General features: G+C 67.6%; 14 protein-coding genes. 8 read left to right on the top strand and 6 right to left on the bottom strand.

Annotation, left to right across the window (positions count from 1 at the left end; genetic code table 11):
- Positions 1 to 97: 97 nt before the first annotated feature.
- Positions 98 to 1,315 (bottom strand): YibE/F family protein, encoded by a 1,218-nt coding sequence (locus tag BUC15_RS06305; protein WP_073186690.1) that lies wholly within the window; start codon positions 1,313 to 1,315, stop codon positions 98 to 100.
- 200 nt (positions 1,316 to 1,515) lie between these two features.
- Between BUC15_RS06305 and BUC15_RS06300 the strand changes: the two genes are divergently transcribed.
- Positions 1,516 to 2,274, top strand: coding sequence for a rhomboid family intramembrane serine protease (locus BUC15_RS06300; RefSeq protein ID WP_245787911.1), 759 nt, complete (start codon positions 1,516 to 1,518; stop codon positions 2,272 to 2,274).
- A 148-nt stretch (positions 2,275 to 2,422) separates the two neighbouring features.
- Positions 2,423 to 3,544, top strand: coding sequence for a M23 family metallopeptidase (locus BUC15_RS06295; RefSeq protein ID WP_139280122.1), 1,122 nt, complete (start codon positions 2,423 to 2,425; stop codon positions 3,542 to 3,544).
- A gap of 87 nt (positions 3,545 to 3,631) precedes the next feature.
- Here BUC15_RS06295 and BUC15_RS06290 read toward each other — a convergent pair whose 3' ends face one another.
- From BUC15_RS06290 to BUC15_RS20325, 4 genes are all read right to left on the bottom strand, one after another.
- On the bottom strand, positions 3,632 to 4,195 hold the full coding sequence (locus BUC15_RS06290) for a DUF6434 domain-containing protein (protein ID WP_073186687.1): 564 nt from the start codon (positions 4,193 to 4,195) through the stop codon (positions 3,632 to 3,634).
- Positions 4,196 to 4,269: 74 nt separating this feature from the next.
- Positions 4,270 to 4,587, bottom strand: coding sequence for a hypothetical protein (locus BUC15_RS06285; protein WP_073186686.1), 318 nt, complete (start codon positions 4,585 to 4,587; stop codon positions 4,270 to 4,272).
- Positions 4,584 to 4,820, bottom strand: coding sequence for an addiction module protein (locus BUC15_RS06280; protein WP_073186685.1), 237 nt, complete (start codon positions 4,818 to 4,820; stop codon positions 4,584 to 4,586). The genes BUC15_RS06285 and BUC15_RS06280 overlap by 4 nt, the downstream gene beginning before the upstream one ends.
- A 10-nt stretch (positions 4,821 to 4,830) precedes the next feature.
- Entirely contained in the window at positions 4,831 to 5,115 is a 285-nt protein-coding gene (locus tag BUC15_RS20325) for a hypothetical protein (RefSeq protein ID WP_217652134.1), read from the bottom strand.
- 276 nt (positions 5,116 to 5,391) lie between these two features.
- Here BUC15_RS20325 and BUC15_RS06270 point away from each other — a divergent pair, with 276 nt between their 5' ends.
- A complete protein-coding gene (locus BUC15_RS06270; RefSeq protein WP_073186684.1) occupies positions 5,392 to 6,699 on the top strand; it encodes an ISL3 family transposase in 1,308 nt (435 codons plus the stop codon).
- Positions 6,700 to 6,980: 281 nt separating this feature from the next.
- Here BUC15_RS06270 and BUC15_RS06265 read toward each other — a convergent pair whose 3' ends face one another.
- A complete protein-coding gene (locus tag BUC15_RS06265; protein WP_175558259.1) occupies positions 6,981 to 9,425 on the bottom strand; it encodes a CHAT domain-containing protein in 2,445 nt (814 codons plus the stop codon).
- Here BUC15_RS06265 and BUC15_RS06260 point away from each other — a divergent pair.
- From BUC15_RS06260 to BUC15_RS06240, 5 genes are all read left to right on the top strand, one after another.
- Positions 9,424 to 9,936: a hypothetical protein gene (locus tag BUC15_RS06260; protein WP_175558258.1), complete on the top strand. Its 513-nt coding sequence runs from the start codon at positions 9,424 to 9,426 to the stop codon at positions 9,934 to 9,936. The two genes, BUC15_RS06265 and BUC15_RS06260, sit on opposite strands and share 2 nt — an antisense overlap.
- Positions 9,937 to 10,601: 665 nt before the next feature.
- Positions 10,602 to 11,048: a hypothetical protein gene (locus BUC15_RS06255; protein WP_073186681.1), complete on the top strand. Its 447-nt coding sequence runs from the start codon at positions 10,602 to 10,604 to the stop codon at positions 11,046 to 11,048.
- A complete protein-coding gene (locus tag BUC15_RS06250) occupies positions 11,045 to 13,708 on the top strand; it encodes a vWA domain-containing protein (RefSeq protein ID WP_139280120.1) in 2,664 nt (887 codons plus the stop codon). The genes BUC15_RS06255 and BUC15_RS06250 overlap by 4 nt, the downstream gene beginning before the upstream one ends.
- A 33-nt stretch (positions 13,709 to 13,741) precedes the next feature.
- On the top strand, positions 13,742 to 17,203 hold the full coding sequence (locus tag BUC15_RS06245) for a tubulin-like doman-containing protein (RefSeq protein WP_073186679.1): 3,462 nt from the start codon (positions 13,742 to 13,744) through the stop codon (positions 17,201 to 17,203).
- Positions 17,184 to 19,814 (top strand): hypothetical protein, encoded by a 2,631-nt coding sequence (locus BUC15_RS06240; RefSeq protein WP_073186678.1) that lies wholly within the window; start codon positions 17,184 to 17,186, stop codon positions 19,812 to 19,814. Before BUC15_RS06245 ends, BUC15_RS06240 begins: the two co-directional genes overlap by 20 nt.
- Positions 19,815 to 19,821 lie beyond the last annotated feature (7 nt).

The raw sequence follows: 19,821 nt of genomic DNA, 5'->3' as shown, positions 1-19,821 counted from the left end.
GCCCGGCCCGTGCACAGTTCTCTCCATACGTCGAGGCGACCCCGGATGGCGACTGCCTCCACGCATAGAGAGATTTGTGCACGCAGGCACAGGGGTGTTACTCGGATTCGCCGTGCTCCGGGCCGGTCGCCGGAACCCTGGCCGGGCCGACGGTGATGGCCGCGATCCCCGTCGTGATCGGCACCGCCAGGATCAGACCAATCGCCGACGCCAGCGTGCGCACGCCTTCGCCCGCGAACATCTCGGTCGACAGCAGCGCCAGCGGTTCCCTGGTCGTGAAGTGGAGTAGCAGCAGGACGGTCAACGATGCACCGGCATAGGCGAACACGATGGTGTAGATCGTCGACGCGATGTGGTCGCGCCCGATCCGCATCCCGGCCGCGAACACCTGCGCCCGCGTCCACTGGGGCGCCGCAGCCCGCAACTCCCAGACGGCGGACGCCTGCGTGATCGTCACGTCGTTGAGCACTCCGAGCCCCCCGATGATGATGCCAACCATCAGCAGATCCTGGAAGTTGATCGCGGGGGCAAGCTGAGCGAGGTCGTACTCGTTCTCGTCGGCGAACCCGGACAACCTGGCCGCGCGTACGGCGATCGCACCGAGCGCGGTGGTCACCACCAACCCGAGGAGCGTGCCGGCCAGCGCGGCCGACGTACGCAGCGAGACCCCGTGAGCCACGTAGAGCACGACGAACATGATCGCCGTCGACCCGGCGAGCGCCACCGCCATGCCGGGTTTGCCGACGATGATCGCAGGCAGCATGAAGCCGATCAGCACCCCGGCCGCAACGACCAGGCCGACGAGCGCGAACAATCCGCGCCAACGGGCCACGGCAAGCACTGCCACCGTGAACAGCAGGCCGAGCACGATCAACACGGGCATGCGGTTGACGCCGCTGAAGTTGTAGTGCACGCCGTCGGCGGTGTCGACCCGGGCGACCTCGATCCGGTCGCCGACCTGGAGCCCGCTGTGTACGTTGGCGCCGGTGAGTTCGAGGGGGTGCTGCTGCCCCTCCTCCGGGCCGCTCAGGAAGTCGACCTCGAGCGTGATGCACGACGCCGTCCCCGACGGCGTCTCGACAGATGACTCGCAACCGTCCTCGACCGACCTGACGGTGGCGTCGACGTAGGTGAGGCCGGGTGCGTCGATCACCCTGGTCATCGCGTCGTCGACCTCTGCTGACGTGGGCCAGAGCCAGATCATCCCGGCGACCGAGAGCACCCCGAACGCGATAAGGATCCCGAGCAGGTAGTTGCGGGCGCGCTGCCCGACCTCCACCACCCCGTGGTTGCCGTGCGAGTGTCCGTGGCCCATGCGCACAACCTACCGGCCTGCGGGTCGACCCGATTGGCCTCGACGGTATCCTCCTGCCTATGGATGTGGCTCCCAGTTGTTACCGGCACCCCGATCAACCGACCAGGATCACCTGCCAACGCTGTGAGCGACCAATCTGTCCCCAGTGCATGATTCCCGGGTCGGTCGGGTTCCAGTGCCCAGAGTGCGTGGCCCGTGGCATGAAGGAGACCAGGCAGAACGAGTTGCCACACGGTGGGACGCGCAGCCGTAACCCGCGCGGCACCTCGATCGCGCTGATCGGGATCAACCTCGCCGTGTGGGTGGCGATCCTGCTGACCGGGCGCTACACCAGCCGCGTCTACGACCTGTTCGCTCTATCGCCCCAGGGCCTGTGCGTCTCACCGGACAACATGATCTACGACCTCACCGAGGCCCTGTGCGTCACCAACAACATGACCTGGATCGACGGCGTGGCCTCCGGCGCGTTCTGGCAGGTCATCACCTCAGGGTTCACCCACGTCGGTGTGGTACACATCCTGTTCAACATGCTCGTGCTGTGGATGCTTGCGCCGAGCCTGGAGCAGGCGCTCGGCCGGACCAGGCTGTTGGCGGTGTACCTCGTGGCGCTGCTCGGCGGCTCGGCAGGCGTGATGCTGTTCTCGGAGCCGTACAGCACGACGGTGGGCGCCTCGGGTGCCATCTACGGCCTGATGGGCGCGTTGTTGGTGCTTTCCATCCGCTACAAGGGCGACATCCGCAACATCCTGGTGTGGCTGGGGATCAACGTCGCCATCTCCTTCACCATCGCCAACGTCTCCTGGCAGGGGCACATCGGTGGCCTGCTGGGCGGTGCCGCCGTTGCTGCGATCCTGGTCTACCTCCCGAAGGACAAGCGCAAGCTCCAGTGGCCGCTCATCGGCGCCGTCGTGCTGATCTTCATCGCGATCATCGCGACCCGGGCGGTCCAGCTGGCCTGAGCGGCGCGTGCCGGGCGTCGTCGATCGACGGTGCGAGGAATCAAGACCAACTTGTGAAACATTAGAGATCCTCAGCTATATACAGGAACTCTCAGTATCGGTTAAGGTGATCGAGCCAGATGTCGAACGCTCGAGGGGAAGACCGAACGTGAGAAAGACGTTGTTGGCAGTATTTGTCGCGCTCTTGATCGGTGCAGCCAACGTTGCTGCCGCGCCGACGGCACGAGCGGCCGAACTGCCTGATTTTCCGATGGCGCTGCCCATCGGTTGGGGCCTCACCGTGCAGGGTGGCGGCACACACACCTTCAGCACCGGGGTGCGCAGCTCTGTCGACCTGGGGGCCTCCGGAGGCGTCTCGGTGGCGGTCGTGGCCGCCGCCGACGGTGTGGTCAAGCAGGTGCAGGCGAACTGCCAGGTGGTGATCACGCACTCCGGCGGCTGGGAGACGAAGTACTACCACCTCAAGTCCATCACCAGCCTGAGCGTCGGACAGAAGATCAGCGCGGGCACCAAGCTCGGCATGACCGCGATGCCCGGGTCGGAGACCTGCGGCAGGGGCAACTTCCGCCACCTGCATTTCACTCTCTTGCGCAACGGTGTCGAAAAGCCCATCGACGGGCTCTCCCTCGGCGGCTACACGATCCACAGCACCGGTGGGTCCTACTGCGGCTATTGGACGCGCGACTCTGACGGCGCAATCGTGGCCGACGCGCGGCGCTCGTGCTACGCGGTGCCCAAGGTCAGCAACACCCTGATCCACCCGTCCGACCTGGCCCGCACCGACGCGGCCTCGCGCGGCGAAGCTCGTCCGACCGTCGCCTCCACGGACACCATCGACGCGGCCAAGCTCTACACGACACCCGGCCAGCACTCCGTCGGCGGACGGGCCTGGAAGACGGCCTGCGAACCTTACTCGCAGACCACTCGGTGTCGCACCGAGATCTGGGCGACCGTGGCCGTGTTGCAGGGCGGGAGCTATGTCCGCAAGGAGGGCTGGGCGTTCAACAACCTCACCTACCTCGATTCCAAACGCGAACTGTGGAAGAACAATCCGCTGGGGAACGCGCCGAGCGGGAAGTCGAAGGAGTGGGTTGCCTCCGATGGCCGCTCGTGGCGCACCGAATGCGACACCGCGCTGACGGGCAAGGGGGCATGCCGGTCCTACGCCAGGACGACGGTCGTGTCGGCCGTAGCGAGGTCGGGGGGCGGCTACAACTTCAGTTCGAAGACCGCTTGGACGTTCAACAGCATCGTCCGGTTCTCGAACTGAGCGACGCAAGCAAATCCGATCGCATGAGCATTGCAATCATGAGGGCCTCAACTAGACGCCACGGCATCGGTGCCGAGGCGCTGAGGGTCAGATTCGTCCTCGCTCGTCCACGGGTAGGCTGCGGTAGTTCTGCCAGGCTTCGAGGAGTTCCTTGCGCGAACCGTCCGGACGCGCCTCGTACCAGGCTCGTGTAAAACGGTTGTACTCGAACTGAGAGCCGATGACCTTCTGCCCCTGGTCGCGGGTGGCCTGATAGTGGTCGAGGGCGTCTTGCAGAGTCTGCGTGCCGTCGGTGTTGGCGAAGAACGCGCGCATCTCGCCGTTGAAACCGAACCACTCACCCACCTGCTCGGTGAACCAGCCACGCACCACCTGACTGCATCGTTGGCCCTTTGGGATCACCGTCGAGGAGGTCAGCGGGCCGGAGAGTTGCTTACTGTTCGCTGAGCCTTGCAATGCCGGTTCGGTGAACGGCAACCCATCGAGCGTGGCCGCGAGACGCTGCGCCAGTAGTTCCTTGCCCCCAGTCGTCCGAACACCCAGAGCGCGGCCGAACTCGATGAGTTCGTCCTTGAGCCAGTACCACCGTAAGAACTCGCTGCCGGTCAAGTCACGAGACAACTGGGGCCGCTGAGAGTCCGAGGTAGTCACTGAACCGATTCTCCTGAGCAAAGTATCGGTGACTTGTGGCGCTGGCCCAGGTCCGGGCGTCTTCCCTGCACGGCTCAGTCGTTCAGTCGGTGGAGCCAGTATCCGGGTTCGCGGCGCTCGTGGGCGTAGGCGAGGATCAGGATCATGTCCGGCTCGACGGTGCAGACGATGCGGTACGGGTACCCTCGAACGGCTTTACTGCGGATCATGGTGCCGTCGTCAGCGGTCGTGAACGGTGGTGCGGCGTTCGGCCAGCGGTCGAGGTCTTTTCGGGCTTGCCGTGCCCGGTCGATGAGCGTGAGGCCGATTCCTGGTTCTTGTTCTTCATACCAGCGCACGGCGGCGTCGAACTCATCGACGGCTTCGGGGTGCTCCCTCTGGGGCAGGGTCATACGGTCAGTGAGGCGCGCAACCGGTCGTAGTGCTCGTCAGCATCCACCAGTTCGACGGCACCGGCGCGCACCTCGGCCAGTCGCCGCGTAGCCTCAGCACGCCAGAGCGCATCGACCTCGCTCGTGTCGCCTGCGTCATGGAGGCTTTCGAGCAGGGCGTTCGCGACGACCGCGCGCTGATCGGCGTCGAGCGCGAGGCCGTCTCGGATCAGAGTTGCGGGGTCCGGTGTCATGTTCCCAAGCCTACGTTGAACGGCTGACAATCGCCCGAAGCATCTGTGTCTCGCCTGCCGGGCTGCGGTGAGCGTCAGGCCGACGCGACCGGCTGGTGATGCTCAGAGGCCGCGTGTCGGCCCCTCGTGGTGGGGCGTGGTCGAGGCCATGGTCTGCGGAGTCGCGTTCCATCGCCTCGATGAACTGTGCTCGTGCGTCGGTCATGTCGGAGGCGACGATGTGGAGCCGGTTCGTCTTGCGGCCTCTGGTCATGCCGACGTAGACGCCTGCCGCGCTCGTCGTATCCGAGTGCATCGCGTGGGAGGCGTCGACGCTTGCGCCTTGGACGCCCTAGGCGGTCGCGGCGTAGGACAGGTGCGCGTGCTCTCGGCTACCCGATTTCACACACGATTGCGGCGAACTCCGAAGACCTATCGAAGCTGACTCGGCGGTCGGCACCGGAGGATTCCGGGCTCATCACATTTGAGGGTGTAAAGGCGGGGTGATCACGGCGGCGCGTCGGTCCGCGGATGAGGGTCGAGGCCTCCCGAAGATGGAAGTTCTCACACTCACCATCCGGAAGACCTCGACGTGCCTCACGCTACCTTCACGCGCCCCAACCTGACCACGTTCACCCGCCTCGACGAGCTCGGCCTGGAGGTCGTCGGCCAACAGATCGAGCCGAAGCGGGCCGTGTTGGCCTGCCGGGTCGTTGAGCCGGACCAGTGGTGCCGGCGGTGCGGCTGCGAGGGAACGCCACGTGGCACCGTGGTGCGTCGTCTGGCGCACGAGCCGTTCGGCTGGCGACCCACCATCTTGCTCGTCACCGTGCGTCGCTACCGCTGCGGCGAGTGCGGGCATGTGTGGCGTCAGGACATGAGCAGAGCCGCCGAGCCGCGGGCGAAGTTGTCCCGACGGGCGTTGCGGTGGGCGTTGGAAGGACTCGTGGTCGCGCATCTGACCGTAGCCCGGATCGCCGAAGGGCTGGCAGTGTCGTGGAACACCGCCAACGACGCCGTCCTGGCCGAGGGCAAGCGGGTCCTGATCAACGATCCGCGGCGTTTCGACGGCGTCCATGTGCTCGGCGTCGATGAGCACGTGTGGCGGCACACCCGTCACGGCGACAAGTACGTCACCGTGATCATCGACCTCACCCCGATCAGGGATGGCACCGGCCCAGCCCGCCTGCTGGACATGGTCGAGGGCCGCTCCAAGAGCACGTTCAAGACGTGGCTAGCTGCCCGACCCGAGGCATGGCGGGCTGGCGTGGAGGTCGTGGCCATGGATGGGTTCACCGGCTTCAAGACCGCCACCACTGAAGAGTTGCCTGAGGCCACCGCGGTCATGGATCCGTTCCATGTGGTGAGGCTCGCCGGTGACGCCCTCGACCAGTGCCGGCGCCGGATCCAGCAGGAACTCCACGGCCACCGCGGCCGCGCTCAGGATCCGCTGTACCGGGCACGGCGCACCCTCCACACCGGAGCCGACCTCCTCACCCCCCGACAACAAGCCCGCCTCGACGCCTTGTTCACCGGCGACGACCACGTGCAACTGGAGGCCACCTACGGCGTCTACCAGCAGCTGGTCGCCGCCTACCGCGACCCCGACCGAGCCAACGGCCGCGCCCGCATGGAGGCGCTCATCGCCAGCATCAGCAGCGGGGTCCCCGGCGCCCTACGTGAGGTCATCACCCTCGGACGCACCCTGAAGAAACGCGCCACCGACGTGCTGGCCTACTTCGACCGACCCGGCACGTCGAACGGCCCTACCGAAGCGCTGAACGGCCGCCTCGAACACCTCCGCGGTTCCGCCCTGGGGTTCAGGAACCTCACCAACTACATCGCCCGCAGCCTCCTCGAGACCGGCGGCTTCAGACCCCAACTACACCCTCGATTGTGAAGAGCCGGATTCCGACCTCTCATCCACGAGGATCCGCGACCGGGTGGTCCGGCTTCCTGCCCCGCACCGCCGTTGTTCGGGTCGACAGCGGTGTCTTGACGCGGTTCGTCAAGCGGACTTGCACACGTTTAGTGACCCAAACGTGGGAGCAATTGGGCGATGTTGTTGGGGATGGTGGGTTCGGCGTCGAGTTGTTGACCGCCGAGTTGGATGGTGACCTGCTGCAATGGGCGTAGCCCGCGGACGTTCTCCAAGGACCGCTTGATGAGGAGTTGGGAGGGTCAGCCCACTGCGACTAGGCCGCCCCAGTCGAGGGGCCCGGCCTCGGGGTGGTCATCCCTCACGGTGATCTGGGCTTGACGCAAGGCTGAGGCGACCTCAAGGCCCTTGGCCAGGTGTCGGAGCAGCCCGGAACCTATGTGGGCGGAGGCCTCACTGCCGATGTGCCCGCTGCCAGCGATCGCGTGTTTCGCTCCTCCGATGAGGGCGCCGACGGCGAGGCTGAAGGGGTCTCGGCCGTAGACGGGTCGCGAGGCTCCGGTCCAGCACCCGTTCAGGATCACGATCTCGGGGAGATGTGCGCGCGAAAGAGTGTCGAAGTCGAGTCTCTCGGCGCCGATGGCGGATTCCGGAGAGGAAGCGTGACCGGTGATGTAGAGCAGACCCGGCCGCGGTCTGGTGGACTCGCTCCAGCGTTGAAGCGCATCCCGCTCCAACTCGCTGCCGCACAGGCTGTCGTCCAGGTGAGTGTTGACGGGCCCAGAGCCGAGTGGAGGCACGGGCCTCCGCTGCTGGAGGGCGCTGTGGGATAGGAGGCTGGGGGTCAGGGTCAGGGGGCCACGATCCACCAGGTATCGCTCGCCCAGGGGAAGAGCGGACCAAGGGATTCCCCATAGGCGTGGGTCTGGGGAGACCAGGAGCGATCCGCTGTGGGAGTCGCCCAGCTCATTCGGGATCAGGAACCGGCCGAGTTGTCGCCAGGTGTCGTTCGACACCCCACGGAGGTTCGGGGCGGGGGACCTCACGAGGCGCGTGAGGAGGGTTGACACGTTGGCTGGCGCCGTGACAGTGCTGGACGACCACGTGGCTGTTGGGGAACCGAGGGCACGGATCGCCGTCCAGCCTCTCTCGTCGTCGATGAGGCCGATTGTCAGGCTCTGATCGAACCCTGCAGGAGGGAATGCGGTACCCGGCAGGGGAGGCATCGTTCTTGCCGATAGCGTGATGTCGGACAAGGAGTCGGTTAGATCGGTTAGAAGCGCCACCGCTTCGGCCAACTCGTTCTGGGTCTCCAAGGGTGGACTCGGCGCGAGGTTCTCGGTAAGGAGGGAGAGCACCGGGTCGCCGAGTGCCAATTCGATCAGGTCGGCCTTACCCAACTCGAGCACAGCGGCGGTGTCTGCGTGCCGCCCGTGCTGGGTGTGAAGGAGCGCGGCCAGCGAGTAGACCGCCTCGCGGGTTCGCTTCATCTGCCAGCGATCTTCGGTGTTTGTCATGGCGATGCGCTGGATCTCGGCGGCGAGAACAGCAGCCCGCGTCGCGTGCAGCGAGGTGAAGGGCAGTTCGTGGACAGCGGAGAGTTCGGCCAGCGTGTGCAGAGCCATAAGGAGGCGGGTGACGTCACCGCGTCCCTGTCTGCTGGCGATCTGAAGCACCTCACCCAGCGCCGTTCGGGCTCGCTGAACAGTCGCGGCGTCACTCTTGTGGAAAACTACAGCTGATCGCGCGAGGAGAGTTCGCCAACGGAGGGACTCCACTCCGTCACCCTCGGAGAGCAGAGGTGCAGCTTGGTCCAGGACGAGCGTGAGGCCGGTCTCGTTCCGGCGCTCGATCTCGACCTCGGCGAGCTCCAGCAGCACTTGCCCGGTTCTGTACGGGTCGTCGGCCACGTCGTCCAGGAGCCGGGTGGCCAGGGTGGCGGCTGCGTCCCAGTCCCCCTGTCCGCGCAGGCATGTGACTTGCCGCAGAATCGCGTAGCGCCGGTTGTTCGCGCTCACCCCGTCGAACAGCTCAGCAGCTTCCGCGTAGCGGCGTTCGGCGTCGTCGAGGTGGCCAATGACCAAATCCAGCCCGGCGGTTCTCAGGGCGAGGAGGCCTCGAACAAAGGGGGCAGGAGAGGACCCCGACGCATCCTGAGCGGACGCGATGGCTAGGCGCGCTTCGGCGTAGCGACCGCTGAGGCGCAGCAGCGTCGATCGTTGCAGGTGCGATTGGCTGGCGGCGGCCTGCAGTGCACCATCAGCAGGATGCCGGGCGCATATGGCGAGGGACTCCTTGATGCATGCCAGACCTGTTTCGTAGGAACCGTCGACCTCGTGCAGGGCTGCGAGTTCTCGCCATAGCCGTGCTTGGTACAGGGGAGCTATGTCGGCGCGGCTCAGCAGCACGGCGATCCAGTAGTGAGCGGCTGTGGCAGAGCGCGCCAGACGGTGTTGCATTGCGACGTAGTAGAGAGGCTCCGCAGGCGTCACGCCGGTTCGCTCGAACTCGACCGAAGCCTCCGCCAGAAGAGCGCGAATGCGCAGAACACGGTTTTCCCGTTGGTGCGCCCGACGCTCTGCTTGCCGGTACACTGCCGTCAACCCAGCAAGGCCGTCGTCACCCGCTGCGACCAAGAGGTCCGCCAGCCAGTCCGGCACGCACCCGGACCGCGGGTCGGTTAGAACGAGCCGGGGCGAACGGGACCACTCCAGGTGGTGGCGTAGCGCGTCCATGGTGCCCATCATGCTCTGGCAGACTGTCGTCGTGTCCACAAACCACGACGCCACCGTCTTCCTGTCTCTTGCCCCTGACGTGTCCGACGAGATCCGCGCAGACCTTACGATCCGTTTGCAGGACGGGGGTTGGACGGTCCGGCAAGGAATGGCCCAGCAGACACGGTCCGAGACACTTGTGGTCATTGTGGCGTGCCTGACCCTCGTTGGCACGGGCTTCGCGCAGAGGTTCGGCGAGATCGCAGCAGACCGGGCCTTGTCCGTGGTGAAGGCAGCACTTGCCTGGCTGCGCGGACGAAAGAAGTCCACCCGGGCGACGTCAAAGCACACGCTTCAGCCCGTTCTCGAACAGCCAGCCGAAGCTGCAGAAGTCGTGGACATTGTCGACAAGGAGTCCGGCCTGGTCATCCGGCTGACCGGCTCCGAGCCCGACACCGCCCTCGACGTTCTTCGCCTCCTGCTCGAGCACCGCTGTGCTGGCAACGATGAGCCGGTGATGTGGGACGGCGAAACCTGGAGTTGACGAGCAGAAGGAGGTGTCTGGTGACAGAAGACGAAGTCAGTGCTCAGCAGGCAAGCGCGGGCGGACCCGAACTGGCCGATCCCACGCTCTCCCCCGACCTCAGCCGTTGCCTCTTGCCGATGGGGAAGACGAGGCATCCTCGGGCATCTACTCTCCACTCGGCTACCGCCTTCGGCTATGGGGGGACGATCTTGCAGAACACCACGTCATTCACCTACATGAAATCCATCACAGGCGCTCAACGACGACACTGCCTGGGGTGCGCTGATCCACCTCGCGGCGCGACACCCTGGGTGGACGCCAGGTTCTTGGCGCTGCTCGTAGCTAACTGCCGCACAGTCCACGAGGCGCTCACCTGATCTCGGTGCTGGTGCCGTCGCCCAAGTGGATACGCATTTGGCTCACTTCCTCCTCAATGTCGGCGCCATCGCAGGGTCAGCCTCAACCTCACAACATCCAAAGTCCAACGAAACATGGTTGCCAATTGTGAACTTACGTTTGGTCACGGCGTGTGGTGTTGCCAGGCCTTGGGCATGCTGCGTGCTCGTTTGGCGGTTGCTCTTTGGTGGCTGAGGCCCTCGAAGACCGCTTGGACGTTCAACAGCATCGTCCGGTTCTCGAACTGAGCGACGCATGTTGTTCAGCCGCTGGGCTACATTGGGGCCATGAATTGGGCAGAGCCAGGTCACGGGGCGACCTCCGGCCCGGGTTCCCCGCCCGGCGGCTGGGCATCCCCCACGACGCGGTACGACGATCGTCAGGCCTCCGACGGCTTCGGTGGCGGTCCGCAGATCGAGCTCGTCACGCCCAACCGGCCGCCCCTGGCCTGGCTCGGGATAGGCCTCCTGCTGACCCTCGCGGCCTTCGTCATCGTCCTGATCGGCCGCACGGCGACCACCGGCCTGATCGGCTGGGTTCTCGCTGGGCCCTTGGCCATCGGGTCGGTCGCCATGTTCGCGGTCACCGATGCGAAGAAGCGTGAATCGGGTTGGTATGCGCCGTCAGGCCTGGCCGACTGGGGCCGCCGCATCCTCATCGTGGTGGCTCTGCTGGCCGTCACGCTGTGTGCCTGGTTCATCGCCAACGACGTCGCCCGGGGGACGTGGCGGTGAGGCGCTGGAGCGGTGCGTTCGGAGCGGCCGTCGCCGGGGCTCTGGTCGCCGTCGGCGGCATCGGGGCGCCACCGGCCCACGCAGAGGAATTGCAGCCGGTGGAGAGGTTCGCCTCCTGTATCAACGGTGGTGGCCAAGGCAACGTCCTGATGCTGATCGACACTTCCGGTTCGCTGTTCAACACCGATCCTGACGCCGGACGCGTGAAGGCGGCCTCGGCGACCGTCACCCGCTTGGCCGAGTCCCTGACCGACGTGCCCGGCGAGGTCGATGTTGCCGTCGCCGGTTTCGGCACCACCTTCGAACCCTCCCTCGGCTGGACCCCGCTGACCGCCGACAACCTCGGCACCATCAACGGCAACCTCGACCAGTTCGCGAACAAGATCGACGGCGTCGACACCGACTACTGGACGGCGATGGACGGGGTGCGCAGGGAGTTCTCGGCGCGCGCCCAGGACCAGAAGACGCCATGCAACCTCCTGATGTGGTTCTCCGACGGGGAGTTCAACCTCAACCAGCGAGCCAACGACTCCGAGATGCAGAAGTGGGGAGGCCCGAAGGCCTGGGTGCCGGACAACCGGCTGCGGACGGAAGCCGACATCGACGCCGCCCTGACCGCCGGCCGGAACGACCTCTGCCGCGCCGGAGGGCTGGCCGACCAGCTGCGGTCCCTCGACATCATCACGATCGGCATCGGGCTGGCGGTCGACTCCCCACCCGAGAGCTTTGAGCTGATGCAGGGGATCAGCACCGGGGCCGGTTGTGGTGAGAACACCTCCCCGACCCCCGGCGAGTTCATCATGGCGACCGGGGTCGACGACCTGATCTACGACTTCATCACCGCCATCAACACCGGCGAAGGCGGAGAGAACAAGCCCTGCGTCGACGCCGAGTGTCCTGAGGGCACCCGAACCTTCGTCCTCGACGGCTCCATCGGGGCGGTCAATGCGACCGCAAAGGCGCCGGTCGACGGCACCCGCATCTACCTCAAGACCCGCAGCGGCGAGAACATCGAGCTGACGCAAGGCACGGGGGAGCGCGACCTCGGCGGCTCGACGCTGACCTGGGAATGGGTCACGCCGCGCGTGCTGACCCTCGACCTCACGCGCGAGAGTCCCGACAACTGGGCCGGCCCTTGGGGCATCGTGTTCGTCGCAGACGAGCAGAGCGACGAGCTGGCCCGCTCCTCGATCACGCTGAAGGGCGACATCTCGCCCGTCCTGGTCAACCGGGATCAGCTCGACCTGCGCATCGGGGAGGCCCCGGCCGAACTCCAACTCGGCACCGTCGACCGACTCGGACAGCGCATCGACCCCGCAACCCTTTCGGACCAGACCGTGCTCGGCGTCAAGCTGATCAGCGGCGGGGAGACGACCCAGCTGGCCTCGGGCCTCGTCAAGGCAGACATGGAGGACCCGATCGAGCTCGACCTCGACGGGTTCAACCCGGGGGTTGCAGAACTGGTGCTGACCCTCGACGTCACGACCCAGTCGTGGGAGGAGGGTGGCACGACGATCCCCGGTACCCGGCTCGAACCCAGGCACGCGTCGATCCCGCTGAACATCCTGCCCCCAGCCGACTTCCCGACCCTGCCGGACAAGGTCAGCTTCGGCCACACCGAAACCGCCGACCCGGTCACCATCCAGGTCCCCCTCGAAGGTGCGGGCTGCGCCTGGCTGTCCGACGAGACCAGGTTCACCGGCTACCCCGAGGGCCTCGGCGACGCCAAGCTCACCTCACCGGCGACCGACCGCGCGTCGTGTACCTCCGGCAGCCTGGAGTTGACGCTCGACCCCGGTGGCCTCGGCAACGGCTCGTTCATCGGGTCGACGAGGGTGACGCTGGCCGCGGCGGATTCGTCCGCTGAGCCCGTCGTCGCAGACCTCGCCTTCGACCTCAGCCAGAGCCGCCCCGCTTCGCAGCCGGTGCTGTGGTCGACACTGATCCTCATCACGCTGCTCGGGGTCGCGATCCCCGTCGCGATCCTCTACCTGGTGAAGTTCCTCACCTCGAAGATCCCAGGCACCGCCGTTCTGGCGGGCAGCGCCTACGGCCCGGTCGACGACGCGCACGCCTTCACCGACAACGGTGTCCCGTTGAACGTTGCAAACCTGACGGTGGCGCACCTGACCAACAACCGCCGTGAGGTCACCGTCGCAGGAAAGACCCTCAAGGCGAAGATGGGGGCGGCCCCGACCGAGCCCGGCTACGTCGTCGTGGACACCCCAGGGCCCTCGGCAGGCGGCCGCACGAGTCTGCAGTCGGTCGGCGGTAACGCCAGGCTGCCGCTCGCGGTGCAGGGCAACTGGATGGTCGCGCTCGACCCGCAGCGCCCCGTCGGCGGTGCGGTCGAGGTGACGGTGTTCACCGCGCCAGGCTCCCCGGGCTTCAGCGAGCTGCTCGAGGACGTGCGGGCCAACATCCGAACCGCCGTCGCCAAGCTGCGTGCGGGCCTGCCGCCCGAGCAGGGTGCGCCCTCTGCCGACCCGTGGGCAGGGGGTGGTGGCACCCCGACGCCCGCAGCCGATCCGTGGGCGGGCGGCGGTGCCTCGGCGCCGACCGGCGACCAGTGGGCCCAACCGACGAACCCGACCGTCAACGATCCGTGGGCGAATCCTCCCGGTGGGCAGCGCCCGACCGGTGGGCCCAACTCCTGGTGATCGACCAGTACATCCGAACGAGGAGAAGCACCTGTGCGTAGGTTCCTGATTGTCGGCTGCGGCGGCTCCGGCGGCCGCACCGTTCGACTGCTGATCGACCAGTTGAGGGCCGACCTGCGCGCCCGCGGCATCACTTCCCTCCCGGACGCCTGGCAGTTCGTACACATCGACGTGCCGGTCGACCCGGACAAGGGGCCGGCGCCGCTCGGCAGCATCCGCGACCTGGGCGGCCAGTACGTGTCGTTCTCGTCGCCGACCAACACCTACCTCGCCACCGCCAACGCAGTCGAGGCGCAGCTCGGTTCCAAGGGGAACAACTTCGCCCCACTGATGGGCTGGGCGCCCCGCGACAGGGAGACGGCCAACGGCATCCCCGTCAACAACGGGGCCGGCCAGTACCGGGCCGTCGGCCGCATGCTCACGCTGCCGCGCCTGACCACGCTGCACGAGACGCTGGTCGCATCGCAGGCGCGGGCGGTCGCGCCCAACGCCTGGGGCGACATCCCCCGCAAGGAACAGACCAGCAACGTGATCATCCCGATCGTGGTCGGCTCGATGGCAGGAGGCTCCGGCGCCTCGATGTTCCTCGACGTGTGCCGCGTGCTCGGTTCGCTGCCTGGCGTCAAGCCGCAGAACATCGGCTGTTTCATGTTCACCGCGGACGTGTTCGCGGAACTGACCGCGGGCCAGCGCGCCAACGTCGAAGGCAACGCGATGGGCGCCATGCCGGAGATCCTGGGGGCCATCACCAGGTTGAGTGAGCCGTTCGACCGCGAGACCTACCAGCGGTTGGGCGTGCCGTTCACGTCGGGCAACCCGCCGTTCGGACGGGTGTTCCCGATCGGACGGCGCATCGGCGGCGACGGTGCCTTCTTCGGCGACGGCTCCTCCGACGGCGTCTACCGCGGGATCGCCCGCGCGCTGGCCGGCACCATGATGTCCGAGGCAGCCACCAGCCAGTATGTCGACTTCATGCTCGGCAACCCCCAGTGGCTGGACTCCACGACCAACCGGTTCGGTTGGCGTGCGGACCGCCGCGCGCTGCCGTTCGGGTCGCTCGGGTTCGCGAGCCTGTCACTCGGCCGCGACCGCTACCTCGACTATGCCGCGCAGCGCCTGTCGCGCACCGCGTCGGACCACCTGGTGGAAGGGCACCTGAACCCGACAAGCCAACTGCCCGGAAACGACCAGCTCCGGATGCTGATGGACAACCAGATCGGCTCCTCACTCGTGGCAATTGGGCTACCGCAGCTCGGGCAACCGGTCCCCGACTGGTTCCAGTCGGTCGCCTTCCCGCGGCCGCACTGGGAGGCTGCGGCGCGCGACGCGGCGGCGCCGGGGGTCGCGATGATGGGCAACTCCGGCTCGGCGCCGGCCGCCCAGTGGGTCAGCACCGTCGCCTCATCGGTGGGGGCGCTGCGCGAACAGGCCCGCTACCAGTTGCAGCACGCCGCCTACGCCTGGGGTGAGCAGTGGGCCTACCAACTCGAGGAGGCGGTGAAGGCCGAGTTCCTGCGCGTGGTGGCCGGTTTCGGCCTGCCGTACGGCCGCGAGCTGATGACCAGGGTGCGGATGCTCGCGGACCAGATCATCGGCCAGCTGGCCGAGGCAGGTCGGACCGCCGACGCCGCCGACCCCGTCGCGCTCGACTCGGGCGTCGGGCAGCAGGCGCAACTGCTCGGCAAGAAGCCCGTCGACTTCACGCATCCGCTGGGCCAGTTGGCCGCCCGGTCGTTGCAGGGCGCGATGGAGAACGTGTTGCGCAGGGAGGGCGCGCGGGTCGGGGCCGGGGTGCTGCGCGCCTTCGCCACCGACGTCCTCGGCGGGCTTGAGAAGGCCGCCAACGACTCGCTCCACACGCTCGAGGTCGAACGCGCCAGGGATTCGGGCGGGGCAGGCCTCGCGCAGCTGAACTCCGCGGTCTACGCGGATTGGCCGGATGAGACCGAGCGGGTGCCGCAGCGTTTCAACCATGCCGAGAATGAGGTGCTGCTCACGACGGCCGACGATTTTCCGGCGCAGTTCCGCAGCGACGTCGTGTCGTCGGCCGGCGGGTTCGCCGACTACCGGCAGGGCCTCGGCAAGCTCAGGGCGGAGGCGATCGCCGGGCGGTGGGAGACCACCGGCTCGAAGGTCGCGCAGGACGTGCTTCAGCAGGTCAGCCATTGGCGACCCTCGGTGCTACCCAACCGTGCGGCTGACGGCACCCCGACCCCGGAGGCCAAGCCTTCCTACTCGCTGCGGCTCGACTCGGTCGACCTGCTCGGCCGCGCCACCCTTCGCCTGGCGGCGGTGGGTGACGTGTTCGCCAACTTCGCCGGGGCCTCCATCTCCGACTATCTCGACGACCCGGCGGTCACGCCGATCGACCGGCAGCTGCGTCACGACGGGTTCGCCGCCAAGCTGATCGAGACCATGGACAAGGCCCGCCCCGTCGTCGGTGTCGACATCGACATGGCAAAGCGGCTCCACGGCGTGGATGTCCGGTTCGTGTACTCGTTCTCCGAGATCCCGCTCGAGGCGACGCATCCGGTCGCCGACCAGGTCGTCAGCCAGCTTGGCGGCAAACCCGAGTTGGAGTCCACGTCGATCGACAACTTCAAGACGGCCCTGTCCGGGGCGTTGTCGACGGCTGGCAAGGTCAACGTGTTCGGCTCGTACCAGAAGGTCTCGCCGATGTGCTTCACGTCGCTGCTCGAACCGATCAACGCGCGCTGGGCCGCGTCCCCCATCACCGCGCAGCGGGACCTGTGGCAGTGGAAGCGCACCCGGCCCCTCTACGCGGCGCTCGGGATGTCGACCGAGGAGGCCAAGACGATCATCGCTGGCTGGTATCTCGGGCGCCTGGTCGGGCTCGTCCGGCAGGACGCCTACGGCACGGCCGAGGTGCGCACCCCGCGTGGATGGGTCCGCTTCGGGGACCTGCTCACCTCGGAGGAGACCGCCATCCGCACCCCACACGACGTGCTCGCGGGGGTCCTGATGAGCCACACCCGGGCGTTCGTCGCCTGCGTCGGCGACCCGGACCTGACTCCGCTGGCCCCCTACGAGGGGCTGCGGCTGCTGATCGACGGTGCCGACAGCAACGAGCAGTCCAAGCCCGACCAGAGCCTGAACGGCACGACGCTGCTGCACGCGGCATTCTATGACCAGCCGTTCACCCTCGGAGGGGTCACCCTTGAAGGCGACGGGCTTTCACAGGTGCTGACCTCGGTGCCCGCGGGCGCCACCCCGGCCGACACGGCGGCGGCGAGGGTCGAGGCGACCTGCAACTGGATCGACGGGCTCAAGGGGATGCTGGCCGCCGAATGGGGAGGCGACGAAGCCACCGTCAGGGCGCTGCAGCTCAGGCTCGACGTCGACGGCATGCGCCGCATGTCGCTGTTCTCCGAGCTCGCGCCGCTGGCGTTGCCGGCGCTCGACCGGCTGAAGCAGCTGGCGCAGGCGGCAGGGGTGGACGATCAGGGAGTCAAGCATGACGTGGTCTGGGTCTGACGTTGTTGTGATCGCGGCGCGGCGGCCGGTGGCCGTCGCGCTGCAGGCGGTGCTGCACGACTGGACGGTGCAGGGGTTGGTCAGCCCCTGCCGCATCGTCGACCTCGATTCGGTCCGGGCCGACGACCCGACGATCCCTGCCGCCGTGCTCGGGGGCGACGGCGTCGACACCGTCGCGTTGCAGCAGGATCTGGCGCACACCAGGGTCACGCGGATCAGGGTCGTGGTGGTCGGCGTGGTCGACGAGGACGCCACCGCCGTCGACCAGCGGCAGGCCGCCGGGGTGCTGGAGGCCGTCAGGCAGAGCGTGCCCGACGCTCCCACCGTGCAGCTCAACGTGTCGGCAGGCAGCCCGGGAGCCGAATGGTCGACCAGGGCGCTCACCTTGTTTGGCTGGAACAACCTGGCGATCTCACCCGAGGAGTCAGTGGCACCCTCGCAAGGGTCGGCGCCAGTGACCCGCTCGCTCGACGACCCGCGCTGGCTGCTGCTCCTGACCGGCACGCTCTGCTCCCTCACCGCGCTGTGGCCTGGGCAGGAGAAGGCCCCATTCGACGACCGGCAGGCCCCCAGCGGCGGCCTGATCGTGCCGGTGCGTGCGTTCAGCCGCTCGCTGTCGTCGGGTTCGGTGCAGGACGCGCTGGCCGCGCACCTCGTCTCGGTACACGACCGTTATCCGACGCCCCGCGTGGACAACAGCTACGCCCGGTCGATCGACGACGAGGCCGCCAAAGCCGTCGCGATGGCCGAACAACTGCTCGGCAAGCACGCCGACGTCATGCCGCGCGTCCGGCACCGCACCCCGCCGCCCCCACAGCAGAAGATCGGTGCGTGGGAGGCAGTGAAGCGGTTTGTCTCTTTCGCCGCTTCGGCCCTCGCCAACGCCCCGAAGAACGCGCTCGACGCCTTCGACCGTTCCGTTTCGCAAGTCGCCGCGGGTGCCGTGCAGAACGCGGTCTTCGGAGGCGCGGACTCGGGGTTCGCCGTCGTGGTGCGCGGCGTGAGGGCAGACGGCTCATCGGCCACCTGGGCCGAGTATGAGCAGTCGCTCGACTCGGTCCTCCGGCGGACGGTCGTGAGCGGTGAGCTCGAACCCGTCCCGCAGAAGCCGCAGCTCTGGGAGGATTTCGTCGCCGGCGGCCTCACCCTCCTCGACGGCGGACACCGCTCCCCGGAGCTGCCGCCGTGGACGCTCGGTTCGCAGCGGGCGGTGATCAGCACGACCGACCGGGTCGGCACCGACCCTTCCGACGCCTTCACCCTGCCCGCGAACCTGGCCGCATTCCTCCCGAACTGGCGGATCGAGGCGGGCGACGACATCGCCGTCGGACGGCTGTTCGAGCGGCTCGACCACCTCGCGCAGGCCCAGCCGCATCTCGCGCAGGCCATCAGCACCGAGCGGAACCGGCTACGCGAGTGGGCCACCCGGGTGCGGGGCTCCTATTCGGGCCACATCGGACGCCGGTTGGGAGACGCGCACCGGGCGACGATCGCCGAGGTGCAGGACCTCACGGCCCTCGTGGAGCGGCTCAGCGCGCAGCCGCCTGCGCCGGAGGCCATCCAGGAAGACCAGGACCGCCTGGCAAGCAACGTGCGGGTGATGTCGGCGGTGGCCGTGTCCCTGCTCGCGATCTTCGCGGCGCTCGGAGCGCTTTCCGTGTTCGCGTGGCCCTGGCTGATCCTCACGACGATGCTGGTCATCGTCGGTTGGGCCGGGGTGGGCGCCTGGATGCACGTCAAGGCCTCGGCCAGGTTGTACGCCTGGCTGAACCGGCTCCGGGCGGCGACCACCGAGCTTGAGGATGCCACCAGGCACCGACTCGAGGCGCTGGAGGATCTGCGGCGCATAAGCCGCGCTTACCGGCAGTATCTCGACTGGTCGAGGGTGTTCGGGGCCTTCATCCATGCCCCCCTGGGGCACGCCGGGGCCTCGGCCGAACGCCGCCTGCACATCGGCCAAGGCATGCCCCTCAACCTAGCGGTCGGGGTCGCGGTGCCGGACGGGGAGGCGGTCGAGGAGGTCGCGAACCGTTGGCGCGGGGAACTGTTCAGGGTCGGGTGGCTCTCAGAAGCCTGGAGCGCCAACAAGGCGAACCTGCCGCCCAGCCTGGGGAACCTGCGCCACCTGCTGCAACAGGATCCGAATCTGTTAGGCAACGATCCGGCAATCGACGGCGTCCCGGTGCTGACCAGGTGGAGCATCGCGCTCGCCGAAGCCTCCGCCACCCGGCCCCTGCCGCCGGAGACGGCGCAGCGGATCGTGCAGCTCACCCGCAGCGACGACGCGGCCAGGGACCGTCTCCTCAGCCGCGTCATGGTGCGTGACTCGCTCGGACGGCCGCACGAGGTGTCACGCACCGACTTCATCGAGGGGCTCGACCGATCTGGCGTGCTCGGCTCATTCCAGCCAGGCATGTTCAACCCGGCAGGCGGTGTCGTCGACATCCGACAGGTGAGTGAGACCATGGCACAGGAGGAGGCCACCGGCCTCGACGTCGCACTGGTGGTGGTGCAGGTCGGCGGCGCCTTCGCTGCCAGGCAGTTCGCCGGGGCGCCCGCGCCCGATGATGGTCCGGTGCCGGTCCGACCGTCGACCGACGGCTTCGTGTAGGGGGAGA

The organism is Tessaracoccus bendigoensis DSM 12906 (genome assembly GCF_900141915.1).
GTDB classification, from domain to species: Bacteria; Actinomycetota; Actinomycetes; order Propionibacteriales; family Propionibacteriaceae; genus Arachnia; species Arachnia bendigoensis.
The sequence above is the reverse complement of the archived record's forward strand: the minus strand, read 5'-3'. Positions and strand labels throughout refer to the sequence as shown.

Excerpts from the sequence above, each read along its gene's own strand:
- BUC15_RS06305 (WP_073186690.1), bottom strand. The coding sequence starts at position 1,315 with ATGGGCCACGGACACTCGCACGGCAACCACGGGGTGGTGGAGGTCGGG.
- BUC15_RS06300 (WP_245787911.1), top strand. The coding sequence starts at position 1,516 with ATGAAGGAGACCAGGCAGAACGAGTTGCCACACGGTGGGACGCGCAGC.
- BUC15_RS06285 (WP_073186686.1), bottom strand. The coding sequence starts at position 4,587 with ATGACCCTGCCCCAGAGGGAGCACCCCGAAGCCGTCGATGAGTTCGAC.
- BUC15_RS06280 (WP_073186685.1), bottom strand. The coding sequence starts at position 4,820 with ATGACACCGGACCCCGCAACTCTGATCCGAGACGGCCTCGCGCTCGAC.
- BUC15_RS20325 (WP_217652134.1), bottom strand. The coding sequence starts at position 5,115 with ATGCACTCGGATACGACGAGCGCGGCAGGCGTCTACGTCGGCATGACC.
- BUC15_RS06260 (WP_175558258.1), top strand. The coding sequence starts at position 9,424 with ATGCTCTGGCAGACTGTCGTCGTGTCCACAAACCACGACGCCACCGTC.
- BUC15_RS06265 (WP_175558259.1), bottom strand. The coding sequence starts at position 9,425 with ATGATGGGCACCATGGACGCGCTACGCCACCACCTGGAGTGGTCCCGT.
- BUC15_RS06255 (WP_073186681.1), top strand. The coding sequence starts at position 10,602 with ATGAATTGGGCAGAGCCAGGTCACGGGGCGACCTCCGGCCCGGGTTCC.
- BUC15_RS06240 (WP_073186678.1), top strand. The coding sequence starts at position 17,184 with ATGACGTGGTCTGGGTCTGACGTTGTTGTGATCGCGGCGCGGCGGCCG.